This is a genomic window from Microcystis protocystis FBCC-A270, from assembly GCF_050500235.1.
GTDB classification, from domain to species: Bacteria; Cyanobacteriota; Cyanobacteriia; order Cyanobacteriales; family Microcystaceae; genus Microcystis; species Microcystis ichthyoblabe_A.
In genome coordinates, this window is sequence record NZ_CP191407.1 from 2,318,039 (window position 1) to 2,336,420 (window position 18,382).

An 18,382-nucleotide genomic window follows, 5' to 3' on the forward strand; every position below is an offset into this window, starting at 1 on the left:
CTAGAGACTGAGGAGGATATTTTTTTACACCAAAGTTAACTCGCGCTCCTCGATATTTTGGAACATCAGCGTACTCAGATAACGTTCTCCAAAACTAGGCTGAATCACCACAATTAATTTACCCTCATTTTCCGGTCGTTGGGCCAGTTGAATTGCGGCACAAAGATTGGCACCGGAAGAAATCCCCGAAAGTAAACCCTCTTCTTTTGCCAAACGACGACCAAATTGAAAAGCTTCCTCATCACTGACAGTAATTACCTCATCAATCAGATCTGTGCGTAAAACTTCTGGAATAAAACCCGCACCGATACCCTGAATTTTATGGGGACCGGGATTACCCCCGGAAATCACCGGACTATTGAAAGGTTCCACCGCGACTACTTGAAAACTAGGTTTACGAGATTTAATCACTTCAGCGACTCCCGTAATCGTGCCTCCAGTACCCACACCCGCAACAATAAAATCTACCTGTCCGTCGGTGTCTTGCCAAATTTCCTCAGCAGTGGTGAGACGGTGAATTTCTGGGTTAGAAGGGTTGCGAAATTGTTGCAACATATAAGCCCCGGGGATACTATCGACAATTTGCTGCGCGCGTAAAATTGCCCCTTTCATACCTTGGGAACCGGGGGTAAGTTCTAGGGTAGCACCGTAGGCTTTTAACATCGCCCGGCGTTCTAAACTCATCGTTTCTGGCATAGTTAAAATCAAGCGATAACCCTTAGCTGCCGCAGTCATCGCGAGGGCAATTCCCGTATTGCCAGAGGTGGGTTCCACTAAAACCGTGGTTTCTGGATTGATTAAACCCGCTTTTTCGGCGCTATTAATCATGTGAGTGCCAATGCGGTCTTTGACGGAAGCAGCGGGATTCATCCCTTCTAATTTCATCACAATTCGGCCAAGACAGCCCTCCGCTTGGGGAATCCGATTCAATTGTACTAAAGGTGTGCGGCCAACCAATTCGGTGACATCGTGAGCGATACGCATGATATTTTCTCAGTCTGGGTGATTCGTGTGCTTAGTTATAGCGGTAAGTTCTCAGCTTTAGCGTTTGAGAATTTCCTCACTAGCCAAGGAGGCGCTATATAGCTCACTTATAGCAAAGGCCAGCCCTAGATCGGCAAAATTTCCATTTTCCTTTGTTTCTTTAATCAGTCCGCCTAGCTTGAGAGGATGTCCTATAAAATCTAGATATGATAGGAATGGGATTTTTCTGACAAACTGAAGGTTTTCCCACTGGTGAAAGAGGCTAATCCGTCTTATTTAACCCCTGAAGAACAAGCTTTATCCCTAGAGCAACGTCTGGCTTTTCTCAAGTTACCATTGATTGAGTGCAGGCGTATCCTTGAAGGGCAGGCTGAGTCTATGCTTGACCACTATCAGCAGGATTCTGAATGGCAGCAGTTAATGTCAGGTGATAGCATCAGCTACTAACTTTTAAATTCTGAAAAGTAGGTTACTTTGCTATGGCTAACTCACTAAAATATGCTGAGATACTATCCAAATTTTTGAGAAAAAAGCGATAATTCAACCTCGCTGATTACTGATAACTGATAAGTAGTCGGACATAAATTCTGTTGTCTATCTTGAGAAATGTAAATTGCCGCAATTCTTACTGACTCCTGACTACTATCTCCTGACTCCTATCTCCTGAATGCCGTCTCCTGAATCCTATCTCCTAACCCAATGGTAGATGTTGGATTTTTGCAGGAGTTCTATTTTTCAACAAAGATAAGCAAAAATTATCTACTAACTCCAAAAACTTGAGAATATTTAAATTAACATTCCGCAATATTTATAAATTCTTAAGAATTAATTGAGAAAGATTTTTATTTAACAACGATTTTACAATGGTTACAGCGATTTGATAGAATTTCATAGTGGGTTATTGTGTGCTTTTTTGAACAGCAATGGTTGAAACCCTTGCCACACCTACAAGGTAATCCTAATTAAGACGGGTAAATCAGTCAATTTCACCCACAACGATGATCTTTTTTTTGTGTAGTTTTATTGCAAAAAAAAAGTTTTTTTGACAAAAAGCACAAAGTATGATAAGTACCCAACCTATTTCTGGCTGCCAGTAGTTATTGCAGAGTGGGAGTTGGGAAGCTTTTCCAGTAATCAGTGGACTGAAAACGCAAATCTGACAACTGATGACCCTCTTTTCTTTCCTCTGGCATCAAAATGGTTTCCCAATGCAAGGTGACAGCCATCATAATTTGGTTGGCAATCTTACCGATGTCGTTTTTGACCGCGCTGCCCTGAGCTCAGCGTTCGACAAAAGCTCACGCCGAGGTCCGAACGGTGCGTTCATCCGGCGATGACTGGGTTTTTTAAGCGGTTGCTTACCCTGCCCGCTATTCTTAAGAGCATACATCATATAAAGTCGCCCTAAAAGAGCGAGGCTTTAAACCCAATTTTTCGGTAAGTTTTGACGAAATATTGGGCGAGGGTGTGTAAATCCGATGTGAATCCCTAGTCAGGGAGAATAATGTAAAGATTTATTAAATTGTAGCGTAGGATACTGTGCGGGGGGTAGAGTGTATTTTTGTTTTCAATAGTTAGGGAGAGATTAAGTTAAGATTTGTGACAAGATCGAGACAAACCAGAATTAATAGTTCCAGTGGTTCAGGGAGATGAACTGATTAGCAAGGGGGACGTTAGCAGTTTCGAGATTGGCGATTGCCTTGACAATTGCCTTGAAGCCCATATTTTTTAAGAGGTTAGCGTTACGGTAAACCGCGAATATCCGCGAATGGCTGGGATTGGCTTGGTGCAACTCTTCAAAGTCATCGCAGTTATGAGTTAGCAGAATCCGATTTTCCTGTATGGCATAGTCAAGTACGAGATTATCTGTGCAGCCAGCCAAACCAATTTCATTGATCGTCAGCACGTCATGACCAGCAGCCGTAAGTAACTTAACCAGAAGTTGGGATTGCGAGTCCTCATCAAGCAATAATCTTAGGCTCAATACTAATCCCCTTTGCTTCCAGACGGTGGCGTTCTTCTTCTGCTTCTTGCTTGAGTAGCTGCTGATTCCTCTCGCAATAGTCAATTGCTTCATAGATGGCAGCCAGGGGTAACTCCCAATTAAGGGCTGCTTCTTGAGGAGTCATGTCATTGACAATCATATCTGACCAGACATCAAAAGCTTTCAGCCTCCTGCCTTGAAAACAAAGCTGTTGTCGCCAGGAATGAGGACGTTTCTCTAAATACTGCCATTGAGTTTTCGCTACGTTGGTAGTCATGCTGATGCCTTGATGAAAGCTGGTATCCCTAGTTTATCCGATTAAAACAGGGGAAACCACCTGAGACTCCTTCCCCTGTGAATCGCTAGTTGGGATATAGTAGAACTCTTGCAAATTAATTATATGTTATAATGATGGGCTAACTAATTTTCCCCAAAAAAATAGTTAATCAGTACATTCGTCCTGAATGAAAACTTGAAGTTTAACTGGCTCTTCGGGAATTGTTATGCAAATAATTAACTTAAAATAAAATTCGATGAGAGCAACTACGCTCAAAAGTAGCTGAAATTCATACAGGAAAGGACTTAAGGCACAAATAGGTTAATACCAAAAGATAGACAATCGAGTTAAGATTTGATATAATAGCCAAAAACGAGATTATTTTACTTATGATACTTGACAAATTTTTGAACCTACAAGAAACCTGTATTCAAGGCTATCGACACCTAGAAAATATCGGTATAGTTTTCCAAATCGAATCGAAAAATAAAAAAGCAGCCTGTCCTCGTTGTGGGTTAGAGAGCGATAAACTTCACCAAAATCATCGACATTTAGTCAAAGATTTACCGCTCTCAGGTCAACCAGTGTACCTACAAGTTAATCGTCGTCAATTTAAGTGCGGTAATTGTCAGAAACCCTTTAGCGAAGAGTTAGATTTTGTCGCCAAGAAACGAACCTATACGAAAAGACTAGCCGAGAATATACTCGAACAATTAAAAGAAGGAGATATTTTAAATGTTAGCCGAAGAAATGACGTAACGGAAGAAGAGATTCAAAGAATGATAGAGGACATAGCTGAAGAAATTACAGAGACAGACCTATCGAAATTAAAAAGACTAGGAATTGATGAAATCGCTCTAGTCAAAGGACAAAAAAATTACTGTGCGGTTTTAGTAAATTTAGATACGGGAAAACTAATAGCTATTCTAGAGAAGCGAACACAAGAAGAATTGAGGGAAACGCTTACAGGGTGGGGAAAAGAGGTGTTAGAGCAAATTGAAGAAGTCAGCATAGACCTTTGGTTGCCCTATAAAAATTTGGTGAAAGAATTGATGCCATCGGCCGAGGTAGTCGCCGATAGATTCCATGTAATGAAACAAATTAATCAAGAGTTAGACGAACAAAGAAAAGCAGAAAAAAGAGCCGTAGAAGCGCAGAGAAATAAAAAACAGAAAGCGGAAAAAGAAGCGAAGCTAGAAGTTTTAAAGCGAAGTAAATATAGCTTGTTAAAAAATGAAAAAGATTTAACGGAAACCCAAAAAATCAAACTAGAAGCTATCAAAGAAAATTTCCCAAATTTGAAAAAGATGCACGAGTTAAAGGAAGAATTTAGAAAGATTTATGAAACCTCAGAGAATCCGACAGAAGGACTGCTATCCATCTCGGACTGGTTGGCAAAATCCTCCAGTGTTTTTACCAAGAGTTGTCAAACAATCCGAAACTGGTTTGGAGAAATCATTAGTTATTTCGAGCGAAGGACAACTAATGGGGTGGTCGATGGAATCAACAATAAACTTAAACTAATAAAACGGAGAGGCTATGGCTTTAGAAACTTTCGGAATTTTTGGGTTAGAAGTATGTTGTCTTGGCATCTTGTCTGTTGATTTAGCATAAAGGGTAACGAAGAGCCGTTTAACTTTTAACTCAAAACTCTTTAGAGCTGCTTTAATTTGGTTATCAAAACCTCTTTATTTAAGCGGCACAAACTATCTCAATTATAAAAATTGAGAATAAATTCTCCTTGACTTGATTAATCTTTAGGCAACTTTTAAGAAGCTGCTATACCTATCCCTAACTCACAGTTATAAATAGCCGCCAACAAGTTAACTCTTAAACTATATCTTCGACGACGATTCCGATATTTACAGGATAAGATTTTAAAGATTTTGAGTTTCCTATTTATAGGTTCAATGATAATCCTTTCTTTGGCTAAAGCCTTGTTATACTCTTTTTCTAACTCTGTTAATTTTCTATTTTTCGATTTCTTTTTCGGTGTATAACTATTACTATGGTATGCAGCTATTCCCTGATAACCACTGTCTTCTATGCTGGTAGTTAAAGGATGAAAACGAACTCGACTTTTTTTAAATAAACTAAAATCATGACCTCTACCTTTCCCACAAAAAACACAGATAATTTCCTCTGTATTTTGATCAGCTACTAATTGGGATTTTAAAGTATGATAACCTCTTTTACCCGAAAAAAAATCTTTCTGTTTCTTTTGGGGGCGTTCAATGGGAGTTTCCGTTACATCCATTACCGTTATGACCGGTATCTCTGCTTGATTGAGTAAAGCTTTTTTTCCTTTTAAACGGAAGTTTCCCGATTGTAAAAGCATTTTTTCCGTCTTATTTACAATCCGACATATAGTTGATTCTGATAGTTCCCAGCTTGTACCAATGTGAAAATATGTTCTATATTCTCGCCAATATTCTAACGTTACTAAAACTTGTTCTTCTATAGATAGTTTAGGTTTCGGTCCCCTTTTAGATGGTGAATTAGAGTCGGCTTCAACACTTTTTACTGATTCTACCATCTTTCTATATGTTTGTTTGTACACACCGAAACGGCGTTTGAATTGTTCATCTGATAAGTTTTGATAATCCATAATTTTGCTAATAAACATAGCAAAACTATAGATGATTTCCTGACCTAAGATCACATTTTATTCTTTTTTCCACTTCAATCTAAGAATTGAGAAAAAAGCAAAACCTTATATTATACCATAAAAAAATTATGCAAGAGGTCTAGTGTTTGACGATCGTCCTCAGTACTTTTGGGGTTGGGGTTGGCCATCGCTTAACCCACGCTACAAGACTGCTTATCTTGACTAAAAAAACCCGATTCTAAAGTCCCAAACCGATCTAGTCGGGTCAGGTAAATCGTTCTCTGACTTTTAGTCGATGTTACCTCGATATAAGGTTCTCTCAGTTCGGGATGCCGGTTTTTCAGGTCTTCAAGCGATCGCACTAACTTTAAATAATCATTGTAGGTTTCCTTGATTTTGATCGCAATTTCCGTAAGATTCTGATTGTTAATTTCGGAAAAAAAACCACGAAATTGATTGACAGGACGAGTTATTAAGAGGCTTTCTTGCTATTTCTGATTAGCAACCCCAATTATCTGGTCAAATGCCTCATAATTGCTGCTTTCTAAGGGATGGGGGCGATAAACTTGGGGATAACGGCTTTTATCCCTTCCTGCTAACCAGGTGACGGGTTGATAACCGCCAATTTCCTTACAGGCCTTCAAAATTGTGGTGTCTGGACGTAAAGCACTTTTTGACCCGTCAACCGCAAGGCATTGAGAGCGACATTTTGAGTTGAGGCGGCAACCTGCTTGTCGGTGGCTAAATGCGACAGATACTGGCGGATTTCGGACACTCCCATCTCTCTAGGATGACGTTTGTTGTGTAAAGAGAATAAAGTCTCGAATGTAGTAGAGGTAGGATTTTTCCGTCTTCAAGCTAAGGTGCTTGAGACGCATGACTTCTCGGACTCGTTCTAACAGTCGAGGGAACTGGGCTTTTCTGTCATCGGCAAATGCGGTAAAATCGGTTTGGCAGAGATACTAGACCGCCCCCTGCGGTAATTATGCCCAAATGGGGGTGATTAGACCGCACGGTGCGGTATTAAGTTTTATTTATGGGGTGTTAGACCGATGGAGGTGGGATAGTAGGATAAAGGGGGGTGCTAGACCGCAGTAAGCGGTTGAATTAGTGGTTAGCGACCGACATGATGAGGACATGGACATGGACACTCGGGCACTAACCTCCGCGGTTGAGGAGGCTCTGATGCAATTAGGCAATCGACTCGAGCTCGAGGAAGTCGAGAATCTCGCCCATTTGCATATTTTGCATATGCTGTCAGAAAAAATTAAAGACCTACTGGCTAATCAGGAGGAATTCTCTCGATCTCAGATGATGATCTGTTCTCCATTTGGAATGACTGGGTTCCAATCAATATTGGTTGCTCCGGTTCTGTTGAGCGAGGCTAGACGGCGGGGATCTGCCATCGCAGCCGTTGAGTGGCTGCAGAAAGTGCTTAACACCCAGCGAGCATCGGGCATCTTGGTCATTACCTGCTGGGGAATCACACCCGAGGTGCCAGTAACACTCCCTGGCAACGTCCAACTACTGCCATTTGAATCATTGCCCGCCTCAAGGCAGAAGGACGCGCTATCCAAACCTCACTGCCCAAGTCTGACAATGCCGCCCTTAACATGGAAGTCACCAACGGCTGCAGTGGTTTGCACTACGGCTATCGAACCTTTCCTCAAGGACGCTAACGACGATACTCCGATGCAAAACGCCACTGACTACAGTCCGCTCTTATCTGATGTACTCCTCTGCTTGGGCACGTCCGCGGAAGCTGGCATTATGCCTGGGCCACGTTGGTTCCAATACACCGATCCAGATATTGAGTGTGCTCAAACAGCATCACCCACGATATTCGTTCATCAAGAGATAACTCCTCTGGCTCTTGAAGGTAATGGCAATCTAGACGTTTCTCGCGCATCTGAATTGATAAGTAACTTTTTGAACCTGAATAACAGCCATAAGAATAAGGCACGAATTGCGATGCAGAGACTCGCTCAGGCTCGCATCAGGTGAATGCCCGCTGACAGAGCGTTAGAATTAGCCATTGCTCTTGAGGCCCTGTTGGTCGGAGATCATGGTGAACTCACCTTCAAGATTGGGCTTCGCGCTGCTCTACTCACTTCAACCAATCCTGACGAGAGGAGAAGGGTCAGGGCAATCATTAAGGCAATGTATAATATTCGTAGTTCATTGGTGCACACAGGCTCCTCCAGGGACACATTTACGGTGAGTGGGATTGGAAAAATGTCCACCAGTGATATCGTAGCCGAAGCCATGGGGATAACAACCTCAGTAGTTCAAATACTGGTCAATAATGGTATGAATCCAGACTGGGACTCAATTGAGCTGTCTATTACCACCTAGTTAGTGCGATCGCCATCGCCGTAGTGGACTGTTTCAGCTAAAATAGGGCAATAGATTTCGGCTTAAAGTCTTAGATTATAGAATTTCTAGCATTTTTCTAATACACCAAATTAGCTGAAACAATCCACTACAGTGCTACTGTGAAGAGACAAGCTGATGTCCGAGGTTATAATGGTCAAAGAGTTAAAAAAGAAATTAATCTAATCAATAGCCACAATGAAGGTACAGCCAAATGAGTCAAGTCTTAACCCTAGAATTGAGCGATGAAGTCTATGCCGCCCTGCAACAGCAAGCTAAAATATTAGGTATCGACCTGGTACTCTTGCCATTTCCCCGGCCTCCGTTCGGTGAGGGATTGGGCGTTCCCCAACTGTGCGGCAGCTTCCCGCCAGAATTGTTCAAAGTTCTGCCGCAGTTCTCCGGTGGCAATCATTGATTTTAACGCGATAATTTAGTCAACAATTCCAAGAGTTTTTTACTATTAGGAGTCAAGAGAGTTCGACGATAGGCATCGGCGGCCTTTTTAATCGCTTCCGCTTGGGTGGGATAGGGATGAATAACAGTAGAGAGTTTACTCAATCCGATTTTGGCAACCATAGCGGTGGTAATTTCAGAAATCATCTCACCGGCGTGGGTGGCGACGATAGTGGCTCCTAAAATTTGGTCGGAACCTTGTTTGTGAATAATTTTTAAAAAACCTGCTGTTTCGCCATCAGCGATAGCTCGATCGACTATACTCAAAGGAATTTTAATAGTATTAGTGACCAATCCCCGGGTCTGTGCTTGGGTTTCATCCATGCCCACATGGGCGATTTCTGGGTCGGTATAAGTGACCCAAGGCATAACTAAATTACTGAGCTTATCGCGTCCGAAACCGAAGGGAGAAAAGAGAGTATTTTTAATCACAATACGGGCGGCTGCATCGGCAGCATGGGTAAATTTCCAATCCATACAGATATCACCGGCCGCATAAATTTTCGGGTTAGTAGTTTGCAGATAATCATTAACTTTGACTCCCCGACGAGTATCGTATTCCACGGCCACCGCTTCTAAATTTAATCCTGACAGATTAGGCACCCGGCCAGCAGCGACTAAAATCTCATCAACGGTGATAGTTGCTCCTTGACCGTTGCTAGTATATTCAATGGTTTTACCCTGCTCATTTTTTGTCACCCGTTCAATTTGGCAAGAGAGAATTAATTGCATTCCTTCCCGCAGGAAAGTATTCTCAATAATTTCGGCTGCTTCTGGGTCTTCTTTATTCAAAAGATGGGAATAATTATGAAATAAAATCACCTGTGCGCCTAACCGTTGAAAAGCTTGAGCTAATTCACAACCAATCGGCCCGCCACCGATAACAGCTAATCGGGGAGGTAATTCTGTGAGGGAAAAAATTGTTTCATTGGTATAAAATCCCGCTTCTTTTAGTCTGGGGATATCGGGATGAAAAGCCCCAGCACCAGTGGCAATGACAGCTTTTTTATAAGCGAGGGTTTTTCCTGCCACTTCCACAGCATTTTGTCCTAAAAAACGAGCGCTACCCAAGAAGACATCGATACCTAGTTTTTGGAAACGTTGCACCGAATCATTATGGCTAATATCGGCGCGAATTTGCCGCATTCTGGTCATTACTCTGGCAAAATCTACTCTAGTATCTCCAATATCAATTCCCAATTTTTTGGCTTTCTCAATTTCCCCGATAATTCTAGAGGAACGAATCAAACATTTAGAAGGAATACAACCGAAATTGAGGCAATCTCCCCCCATTAAGTGTTTTTCCACTAAAGCCACTTTTAAACCTATATCTAAACCCGCCGCCCCCGCCGCTACGACTAAACCCGCAGTACCCGCACCAATGACAACTAAATCATAACAATCTTGGGGTTGGGGATTGAGCCAATCGGCAGGATGAACATAATTAACTAATTTTTGATTATGTTCGTCCATGGGGAGAATACTAACTTCACTGGAGCTATTTTGAAACATAGTGAACTACCTCGACTCCCTAGGCGCAGTTACCGCCTTTATTCTGTAGTTTATAGTCAATAAATTTCCCTCTTGACCAAGTTGGTAGAGTAAGTTTCTTGGTTCTATGTTAGTTGTTGTTGTATTAATCCGACAAAACCTGATGAGACTTTCTCTGTCAACTCTTAAGTAGTCGTGCGTTTTATTTTTCAATTGGGGATTTAAGAGCCAATTTTAAAGGCTTCTAGAAATAAACTATAGGTGATACCAATTTTTAGTAAATTGAAAGATTCTCGCAGAATCGGTGCTGGTTTAGCCTGGGAACTTTTTCGATAAACAATCCGGCTAGTCGCCTCCGTAAACAGCAGTAATAAACCGGCAGCGGTGACATCCCATTGAGCAGTTTGGCCAGCAGTAGTGACAATTGCTTGCCCAGAAAAAACTCCAAATAAAACACAAATTATCTGGAGGGAAATCCGCCGCCAAGGATTACCAAAAAAGCTATTAAATCGACTGCTGGTGACATTAGCCAGCGTACTTAAACGGGTGCGTTGCATGGTCATATTTATTTAGAAGTAATACGATTAAGAAGCCACAAAGAGGTAACAATACCAGTAAAGTGCGCGAGAATTGTATTAGTATTAGCCTGCACAATTAACAGGTCAACGGAATTAACAAATTGACTGGGGTTAGAGGCAACATTAAAAGTGCCTTGAGGAACATTGAGGGATTTAATTAAGACGATTCCCGCCAAGGCTTGCGCTCCCAAAATTGTTAAAAACATCCCGATAATATTAGCGATTAAACCCTGACGGATTAATTGAATAGTATCGGATTTTTTCGGGCGACTATCTTGATCACCCCCCAACATTTGACGGGCAATTTTCATGTAACGAGAGGAAAAGAAAATGGCAACTACCAAGAAACAAGCCCCACCAATGGCACATAAAACACCGATTTCAATACCGGAAGTGCGTTGTCTCGTCCCTAATAAACTAGCGGTAGCAATGAGCAATAAAACCCCTGAAATTACGCCTAGGACAATCTGCGTCCAAAAACCGATTCTTCCCTGACGTAAAAGGATATTAGCAGCCCGTTGGACGGCTGGAGGCAAGGAATAAAGATCAGAATCTCTAGGGGTGGATATATTGGTAATTTCTGATTGTTTGTCTCTCATCGGGGTTAAGCTAGGGTTGGGTAAATCTGGTCTTGATCTATTTTCGTCTTTTTTTTTGCCCATGGCTAGAGATTTAATTTTGGCACTGACTGGCTATCTGTTTAGCTTCTACCTGTAAACGCTGGGCCATACGAAACATTTCTTGACCGGTGTGGAGAGAGCGATCGTCGTAGTTAAGGGTAAAGGTTTCTAATTCTTCTAGTCCGTCAGTGAGATGATTGAGACAGTAGTACACAGAGGCGGCCACTTTGGCCATTTTGGCAGGGTTGGGCCGTTGGGAAAAGAGGGTTTTGGCTCGATCGAGATTTTGGCGACAGGTTTCTAGATAGTCTTGAAAAACAGCCATCAACTGATCATCGAAGGGATCGGCGGATAGGTGATTGATCTGACCTTTTAGGGGTCGGATAATTTGACCGATCAGGCGATTAATCGGGCTATAGGTCTGGTTATACCACTGTTTGACCAGGGCTTCGTCTTCCTGGACTGCTTCTTTGTAACGATGGTAATTTGCCTGGGCGGTGGCGGTGCGTTGGGCGCGTTTTTCGGGAGAATTGGCGATTAGTTGGTTATCGTAGTCCTTTCTTAGTCTCGGATCGCTTAGGATCTCGTAGGCGGCGTTAATAGCGACGATTTTATCGTGACTGGCACTATCGTTTTGACTATCGGGATGGAATTGTCTGGCTAAACGCCGATAGGCCCGTTTAATCTCGTCAGGGGTCGATTTATGGCTGATTTCTAAGGTTTGGTAGTGGTTGCCGGTCATGAGCGCAAGCGATCGATCTGTCTTTTATTATTATCGACCATGGTTAACGCGGCAGAGAAGGGGAATTGTCGAGAGTGGGAAAGTGGGGAGGCGGGGTGTGGGGTGTGGGAAGAATACATAAAAATAATCTCCTGTCTCCTGAATACTGACTTCTGACTCCCGACTCCTGACTTCTAACCCCATGTTGGACAAAGATAAGCAAAAATTATCTATTGACTCCGAAAACTTGAGAATATTTAAATTAACATTCCGCAATATTTATAAATTCTTAAGAATTAATTGAGAAATATTTTTATTTAACAACGATTTTACAATGGTTACAGCGATTTGATAGAATTTCACAGTGGGCTATTCTGTGCTTTTTTGGACAGCAATGGTTGAAACCCTTGCCACACCTACAAGGTAATCCTAATTAAGACGGGTAAATTAGTCAATTTCACCCACAACGATGATCTTTTTTTTATGTAGTTTTATTACAAAGAAAAAGTTTTTTTGACAAAAAGCACAAAGTATGAATTAGGAAGTGGGGAAGTGGGAAGTGGGGGAGAAGGGAGAATAAATAAAAATAATCTTCAGAATTCAGAGTTGAGAATTTATAATTCTGATCTGACAAAATTGGCAATAATTAGACAAAAGGATTGATTTCAGGGATATCATCGATCGAGGGTAAGTCTATTTGGCCCGATCGCTCTTGTGTAAGATAATAGGGACAATGAAGCTGACAATCGGGACGATGGGGAAAATCGACTAAATCATTTTGGTATGCTGATAGATAGCGATCGAGATCCTTCAATAAACGGCGTAAATCCCGTCCTGTCCGTTGGTGTAGTTTCTGGTTATAGTTAAAAGTAATTTGTTCGGGGTTGCGGGGTAACTGCACAAACCAATAGGTCATCGATAAACTATCAGGAGGATAAGCAGAAGTTTCTGCCAACACATACAGATAAAGTCTCGTCTGCCAATTTTTGGCTAGTTTGTCGGCATCGATAGGTTTTAAGTAGGTTTTCCAGTCAAAAATTACCGCTCGATCGCTCTCTAGTAAAATTAAATCATAGATAACCGTTAATAAATAATTACCCACAGTTAAACTGCGACAATGTTCCGCTTCTCGATTAGCTTCTCCCGGATTTTGGGCAATTGCCGGGGCGGCCTTTAATAGGGCTGTTAAACAATGTTCTAACTGTTCATTTTCGCGTAATAGGGACATGATCGGTAGCCCTAATTCCCGCTGCTGTAGTAATAGGTGAAACTGACTGCCCCATTCTTGCCTCTCCAATTGCCCGGGGTCAGCCGGTGTGTTAAGTTGCTCTAGATAGACTTTTTGAAATCTCGGTGGACAGGTTTCCAATAGGTTTAAATGGCCCTGGGCAAGACGATAGATATTAGACATGATAACTAGATAGGTATTAAAAACTTTCAGATGCCCCCCTTATTAAGGGGGGATTAAGGGGGGATCGGCACCCCCATTATCAAGGGTAGATCCCCCCGCCTATCGGCACCCCCCTTATCAAGGGTAGATCCCCCCGCCTATCGGCACCCCCCTTATCAAGGGGGGCAGGGGGGATCGAACTTAAAATCCATTTTTAATTTAATTATAACCAGCTACTTAGAGTTATCGTTGATAAAACAGGAGTTAGTCTATGGTTTTTGGCTGACAGATGCTAGGAAGGTTGAATAGCCAGAGTATTTAGTAACATTTGATAGACAATACCAAAAGAAATTGATTAGGACAATCTATGCTTAAGAAAAAGGATCATGACGGCCTTTCCCATAAAGATGAAGTGTAACCTAATTTGGTGTTAACGACCGACGACTGACCCGCCAAAACAAAAACTTCCTATCTCATCATTAAGATAAGCTGCCCGCCTATTTAAATTGCTTGTTAAGATGAGGCACTGTGGCAGTGTTGCAACAGTAAAGGGATTGGGAGAGATTGACCTAATCTAAGGATCGGGGGTTAAAATACGTCTTAGCTTAATGACAGACAATAGCTTTTTAGAGCTATGATCAGGGTTTTATGCCTATAAAAGTCCCTGTTTACTTAATAAAGAAAATTTGACAAACTTATATAATAATGCTTGGTAGTGAAGCTTCTCAATAATTGATCCCCCATGACTTGGTTATATAAAACCCCCGGTATTCCCGATGAACTGTTTGAACGTTTACCCGGGATTCCCCTGAGTAAACGCGAGGTGAGATTATTGATGATTTCCGCTTTGCGGTTAGGTGATGGGGGGGTTTTCTGGGATATAGGAGCAGGAACCGGCACTATTCCCGTTGAAATTGGCTTATTATGCCCCAATAGTCCGATTATTGCCATTGAAAGGGATGAAGAAGTGGCCAGTTTAATCCGCCGTAATTGCGATCGCTTCGGGGTAAAAAATGTCACCGTTTTTGAAGGCAGCGCACCCGATTGTCTGCCCAATATATCCCTCGCACCCGATCGCGTCTGTATCGAGGGCGGCAAACCGATTAAATCGGTCCTGCAAGAAGTGTGGCAATACCTGAAACCCAATGGCCGCATCGTGGCTACGGCCAATAATTTAGAAACCCTCTATCAATTTTCCGAAGGTTTTTCTAATTTACAGGCCCGTAATATCGAGATTGTCCAAGCGGCAGTAAATCGCCTAGAAACTAGGGGTATTCACCAAGTTTTTGCCGCCGTTGATCCCATGTTTATCCTGAGCGGCGATAAACTTTAATTGGGGATAACCTTCCATAAAGTTTTCTTAATCTATATAATTATGACAATGCCGCCTAATTTCTCTGGATTAACCATGCCTTGGCCACGCATTGTCAGCGCTATTTTTGCTATTGCCTTCGCACTGGGAATTATTATCGTTGGGGGTTGGTATTTCACCCTCGGCATCGGTGTTATCGTCTTTTTGGGACAATTAGAGTATTTTCGCTTAGTTCGCGCTAAAGGCATTGAACCGGCCGCTAAAACCACTCTCGTAGTTTCCCAATTATTACTACTGACGGCAACTATGGCAGCCCCCCTCACCGATGCCATGTTTCCCCTGGCCGGAGCGTTAATTTGTTTTTATCTGCTCTTTCAGCCCAAAATGGCGACAATTGCCGACATTTCCACCTCAATTCTCGGTCTGTTTTACGGTGGTTACTTACCCAGTTATTGGATTCGTTTACGGGTCGGTTTTTCTCCCGAAAGTGGTCCCGTGGCTATGGCCAGTAACTTACCCCTGATGGGATATTGGCCGGAATCGTGGATGGAACCGAAATTATTCCCGGCCGCTTTGACGGTGACTTTTCTAGCTTTCGGTTGTATTTGGGCCGCCGATATCGGAGCTTATATCATGGGAAAATGGTTAGGGAAAACCAGTTTATCGCTGATTAGTCCCAAAAAAACCGTGGAAGGTTCCTTTTTTGGCATTTTAGGCAGTATAGCGGTGGCCGATTTGGGTGCTTGGTATTTAGATTGGCCCTATTGGCAGCTGACGGGCTTATTTTTGGGCTTATTAATTGGTATTGTCAGTTTATTGGGCGATTTGACCGAATCGATGATGAAACGCGATGCTGGGGTCAAGGATTCCGGGCAGTTAATCCCCGGTCACGGTGGTATACTCGATCGCACTGATAGTTATGTCTTCACCGCTCCCCTAGTATATTATTTCGTCACTTTACTGCTGCCCTGGTTGCGTTAGTAATTTGCATCTTCTCCAAGTGCTAGATTAAAGATTAAACTCAAATTTGCGATTATGTCAGCAGTCGTCCATCCCCGGGGTAAAGTTTATCTTCTCGGTGCGGGAATCGGTCAGAGTAGTTTTCTCACCCTGCAAGCGCGAGCAATTTTAGCCACGGCCGAGGTTTTGCTGTACGATGCCCTAGTGGATAGTCAAATCTTCTCCCTAGTGCCGAAAACCTGTGTTTTAGTCGATGTTGGCAAACGGGGGGGACAACCCGGGGCCGAGCAGAATCAGATTAATCGGATACTGGTTAATTATTGTCAAGAGGGAAAACGGGTTATTCGGCTTAAAAGTGGTGATCCGGGGGTTTTTGGGCGAGTATATCCTGAAATGTTGGCCCTAAAGCAGGCAGGCTGTGATTTTGAACTGATAACCGGTATTTCCTCCGCTTTAGCCGCTCCTTTATTGGCCGGAATTCCCCTGACCGAAAAGGATATTAGTCGCTGTTTTGCGGTCTTGAGCGCTCACGATCCCGAGTCTCTCGATTGGTCAGCTTTAGCTAAAATTGATACACTTGTGCTATTGATGGCTGGTCAGTCTTTAGGGCAAATTATCGAGAAATTATACCAAAATGGGCGGAATATTCACGACTCGATCGCTATTATCCGTCAGGCGGGACGCAAGGATCAAAAAATTTGGCGCGGCACTTTAGAAAATATTCTCGCTCAAACCGCCGGGGTGTCCCTCTCACCCTCTATTATGGTCATTGGTCAAGTTGTGGATCTGGCGATTATGTCCTCTCCCCCACCCCTAGGCGGTAAAACTATTGTTATTACCCGTGCCGCCGAGCAAACGAGTCAATTTAGCGAAATTTTGCAAAATCAAGGCGCAGAAGTCCTAGAAATGCCCGCTTTAGAGATTCGTCCCCCCGACCGTTGGCAAGGTTTAGACGATGCCATCGCTCAGTTAAAAGAGTTTGATTGGCTGATTTTAACTTCTGCCAATGCTGTTAATTTTTTCTTTGATCGCTTGACATTTTGGGGAAAAGATGCTAGGGCTTTAGCGACTGTAAAAATCGCCGTGGTGGGCAAAAAAACCAGCCAAGTTTTGCACTCACGGGGATTAAAAGCGGATTTTATCCCGGGGGATTTTGTCGCTGATGCTTTGGTAAACGAGTTTCCCGACCCGATTAAGGGGCAAAAATTCCTCTTTCCTCGCGTGGAAACGGGAGGGAGAGAGATATTAGTTAAGGAATTAACGGCCAAAGCCGGTCAGGTGACGGAAGTGGCCGCATATTATTCCGGATGTCCGGCACGCATGGATAGTGGCATCTGGGAAGCCTTTCGAGATGGGAAAGTCGATATAGTCACCTTTGCCAGTTCCAAAACCGTCCAGAATTTTTATCGGTTATTGCTGCAAGAAACGGCAGAATTATCGGTTAATTCCCTCTTAGAAAAAGTTTGTCTGGCTTCTATCGGTCCGCAAACTTCAAAAACCTGTCAAGAGTTATTTGGTCGTGTTGATATCGAGGCGCGAGAATACACCCTAGAAGGGTTGACTAGCGCTTTAATTGAGTGGAGTAAGACCTGACATCCTCGCCGCCGTATTTGCGGCAGCTGGGGTTGGGAGGATCAAAGCCCCCCTTATCAAGGGGGGTTGGGGGGATCAAAGCCCCTTATCAAGAAGGATCAAAGCCCCCCTATCAAGGAGGATCAAAGCCCCCCTTATCAAGAAGGATCAAAGCCCCTTATCAAGAAGGATCAAAGCCCCTTATCAAGAAGGATCAAAGCCCCTTATCAAGAAGGATCAAAGCCCCTTATCAAGAAGGATCAAAGCCCCCCTTATCAAGGGGGGTTGGGGGGATCAAACTTCCAATTACTCCACAAACTCCCTCAAAATTACTCAAAACTTCTTGATTAGTAAAGCGGATTACTGTTAATCCATAACCTGATAAAATTTGGGTTCTTTCTAAGTCATAGGTCTGAGCATCTTCCCTATTATGACTATCACCATCAATTTCAATCACTAATTTTAATTCGGGGCAATAAAAGTCAACAATAAATTGATCAATCGGTCTTTGGCGATGAACTCTATATTGAAAATTGTTTAAGTATTCATACCAAAGTTTTCTTTCAGCTTTGGTCATATTTTTACGGAGTTCTTTGGCTCGTTCTACGAGTTTGGGATTGTAGGGTAGATGATGATGATTGGTTAATTGCATAAGCTTACTTTCTGGTTAGTCATGTTACCGTACTTAGCCCCCCTTGATAAGGGGGGCTTTTTATTGGTTGAATTTGATCCCCCCAACCCCCCTTGATAAGGGGGGCTTTTTACTGGTTGAATTTGATCCCCCCAACCCCCCTTGATAAGGGGGGCTTTTTACTGGTTGAATTTGATCCCCCCAACCCCCCTTGATAAGGGGGGCTTTTTACTGGTTGAATTTGATCCCCCCAACCCCCTTGATAAGGGGGGCTTTTTATTGGTTGAATTTGATCCCCCCAACCCCCCTTGATAAGGGGGGCTTTTTACTGGTTGAATTTGATCCCCCCAACCCCCCTTGATAAGGGGGGCTTTTTACTGGTTTAATTTGATCCCCCCAACCCCCCTTGATAAGGGGGGCTTTTT

21 protein-coding genes are annotated in these 18,382 nt (G+C 42.8%); 7 read left to right on the forward strand and 14 right to left on the reverse strand.

Translation table 11 applies throughout. The features are described 5' to 3' along the window. Nucleotides 1-24 precede the first annotated feature (24 nt). A complete protein-coding gene (gene cysK, locus ACQY1X_RS11305; protein WP_002734500.1) occupies nt 25-984 on the reverse strand; it encodes a cysteine synthase A in 960 nt (319 codons plus the stop codon). A gap of 252 nt (nt 985-1,236) precedes the next feature. Here cysK and ACQY1X_RS11310 point away from each other — a divergent pair, with 252 nt between their 5' ends. Further along, nucleotides 1,237-1,431 (forward strand): hypothetical protein, encoded by a 195-nt coding sequence (locus tag ACQY1X_RS11310; RefSeq protein WP_002753616.1) that lies wholly within the window; start codon nt 1,237-1,239, stop codon nt 1,429-1,431. Nucleotides 1,432-2,081: 650 nt separating this feature from the next. On the opposite strand, the gene ACQY1X_RS11315 is transcribed toward ACQY1X_RS11310, so the two are convergent. From ACQY1X_RS11315 to ACQY1X_RS11325, 3 genes are all read right to left on the reverse strand, one after another. Beyond that, entirely contained in the window at nt 2,082-2,210 is a 129-nt protein-coding gene (locus tag ACQY1X_RS11315) for a hypothetical protein (RefSeq protein WP_430014584.1), read from the reverse strand. A gap of 398 nt (nt 2,211-2,608) precedes the next feature. Further along, on the reverse strand, nt 2,609-2,968 hold the full coding sequence (locus tag ACQY1X_RS11320) for a DUF5615 family PIN-like protein (protein WP_430014585.1): 360 nt from the start codon (nt 2,966-2,968) through the stop codon (nt 2,609-2,611). Beyond that, nucleotides 2,946-3,245, reverse strand: coding sequence for a hypothetical protein (locus tag ACQY1X_RS11325; RefSeq protein WP_130757229.1), 300 nt, complete (start codon nt 3,243-3,245; stop codon nt 2,946-2,948). The genes ACQY1X_RS11320 and ACQY1X_RS11325 overlap by 23 nt, the downstream gene beginning before the upstream one ends. Nucleotides 3,246-3,634: 389 nt before the next feature. Between ACQY1X_RS11325 and ACQY1X_RS11330 the strand changes: the two genes are divergently transcribed. Further along, entirely contained in the window at nt 3,635-4,849 is a 1,215-nt protein-coding gene (locus ACQY1X_RS11330) for an ISL3 family transposase (protein ID WP_430014586.1), read from the forward strand. A gap of 164 nt (nt 4,850-5,013) precedes the next feature. Here ACQY1X_RS11330 and ACQY1X_RS11335 read toward each other — a convergent pair whose 3' ends face one another. The 4 genes from ACQY1X_RS11335 to ACQY1X_RS11350 form a co-directional block, all read right to left on the reverse strand. Beyond that, complete coding sequence (locus ACQY1X_RS11335) at nt 5,014-5,871, reverse strand: IS5-like element ISMae4 family transposase (protein ID WP_002735720.1); 858 nt, start codon at nt 5,869-5,871, stop codon at nt 5,014-5,016. A gap of 470 nt (nt 5,872-6,341) precedes the next feature. Then, nucleotides 6,342-6,497 carry a hypothetical protein gene (locus ACQY1X_RS11340; protein WP_430014587.1) on the reverse strand — a complete coding sequence of 52 codons (156 nt, stop codon included), beginning with the start codon at nt 6,495-6,497 and terminating at the stop codon, nt 6,342-6,344. Beyond that, nucleotides 6,494-6,634 carry a phage integrase N-terminal SAM-like domain-containing protein gene (locus ACQY1X_RS11345; protein ID WP_353734368.1) on the reverse strand — a complete coding sequence of 47 codons (141 nt, stop codon included), beginning with the start codon at nt 6,632-6,634 and terminating at the stop codon, nt 6,494-6,496. The genes ACQY1X_RS11340 and ACQY1X_RS11345 overlap by 4 nt, the downstream gene beginning before the upstream one ends. A 4-nt stretch (nt 6,635-6,638) precedes the next feature. After that, the gene (locus tag ACQY1X_RS11350) at nt 6,639-6,755 is read right to left on the reverse strand and encodes a phage integrase N-terminal SAM-like domain-containing protein (RefSeq protein ID WP_375329625.1); all 117 of its coding nucleotides are present in this window, start codon (nt 6,753-6,755) and stop codon (nt 6,639-6,641) included. A 283-nt stretch (nt 6,756-7,038) separates the two neighbouring features. Here ACQY1X_RS11350 and ACQY1X_RS11355 point away from each other — a divergent pair, with 283 nt between their 5' ends. Further along, on the forward strand, nt 7,039-7,857 hold the full coding sequence (locus ACQY1X_RS11355) for a hypothetical protein (RefSeq protein WP_430014588.1): 819 nt from the start codon (nt 7,039-7,041) through the stop codon (nt 7,855-7,857). 583 nt (nt 7,858-8,440) lie between these two features. Next, nucleotides 8,441-8,644: a hypothetical protein gene (locus ACQY1X_RS11360; protein ID WP_430014721.1), complete on the forward strand. Its 204-nt coding sequence runs from the start codon at nt 8,441-8,443 to the stop codon at nt 8,642-8,644. 2 nt (nt 8,645-8,646) lie between these two features. Here the strand turns inward: ACQY1X_RS11360 and ACQY1X_RS11365 are convergent, their stop codons facing one another. The 5 genes from ACQY1X_RS11365 to ACQY1X_RS11385 all read right to left on the reverse strand — a co-directional run bounded on the left by ACQY1X_RS11365 (nt 8,647) and on the right by ACQY1X_RS11385 (nt 13,503). Further along, nucleotides 8,647-10,194, reverse strand: a complete 1,548-nt coding sequence (locus ACQY1X_RS11365; RefSeq protein ID WP_430014589.1) for a mercuric reductase — start codon at nt 10,192-10,194, stop codon at nt 8,647-8,649. Nucleotides 10,195-10,394: 200 nt separating this feature from the next. After that, on the reverse strand, nt 10,395-10,736 hold the full coding sequence (locus ACQY1X_RS11370; protein ID WP_002753579.1) for a DUF565 domain-containing protein: 342 nt from the start codon (nt 10,734-10,736) through the stop codon (nt 10,395-10,397). Between the two features lie 2 nt (nt 10,737-10,738). Beyond that, nucleotides 10,739-11,350 carry a DUF3611 family protein gene (locus ACQY1X_RS11375; protein ID WP_002733490.1) on the reverse strand — a complete coding sequence of 204 codons (612 nt, stop codon included), beginning with the start codon at nt 11,348-11,350 and terminating at the stop codon, nt 10,739-10,741. A gap of 73 nt (nt 11,351-11,423) precedes the next feature. Next, nucleotides 11,424-12,113 (reverse strand): J domain-containing protein, encoded by a 690-nt coding sequence (locus ACQY1X_RS11380; RefSeq protein WP_430014590.1) that lies wholly within the window; start codon nt 12,111-12,113, stop codon nt 11,424-11,426. A gap of 625 nt (nt 12,114-12,738) precedes the next feature. After that, nucleotides 12,739-13,503: a PD-(D/E)XK nuclease family protein gene (locus ACQY1X_RS11385; RefSeq protein WP_016515422.1), complete on the reverse strand. Its 765-nt coding sequence runs from the start codon at nt 13,501-13,503 to the stop codon at nt 12,739-12,741. A 721-nt stretch (nt 13,504-14,224) separates the two neighbouring features. Here ACQY1X_RS11385 and cbiT point away from each other — a divergent pair. From cbiT to cobA, 3 genes are read left to right on the forward strand one after another with little or no spacing between them, the layout of a single operon-like run. After that, entirely contained in the window at nt 14,225-14,815 is a 591-nt protein-coding gene (gene cbiT / locus ACQY1X_RS11390; protein ID WP_002732225.1) for a precorrin-6Y C5,15-methyltransferase subunit CbiT, read from the forward strand. A 42-nt stretch (nt 14,816-14,857) separates the two neighbouring features. Continuing rightward, on the forward strand, nt 14,858-15,775 hold the full coding sequence (locus tag ACQY1X_RS11395; RefSeq protein WP_043997242.1) for a phosphatidate cytidylyltransferase: 918 nt from the start codon (nt 14,858-14,860) through the stop codon (nt 15,773-15,775). Nucleotides 15,776-15,829: 54 nt separating this feature from the next. Beyond that, on the forward strand, nt 15,830-17,347 hold the full coding sequence (gene cobA / locus ACQY1X_RS11400; protein WP_430015698.1) for a uroporphyrinogen-III C-methyltransferase: 1,518 nt from the start codon (nt 15,830-15,832) through the stop codon (nt 17,345-17,347). A gap of 229 nt (nt 17,348-17,576) precedes the next feature. Here the strand turns inward: cobA and ACQY1X_RS11405 are convergent, their stop codons facing one another. Further along, a complete protein-coding gene (locus ACQY1X_RS11405) occupies nt 17,577-17,978 on the reverse strand; it encodes an endonuclease domain-containing protein (protein WP_430014592.1) in 402 nt (133 codons plus the stop codon). Between the last annotated feature and the right edge of the window lie 404 nt (nt 17,979-18,382).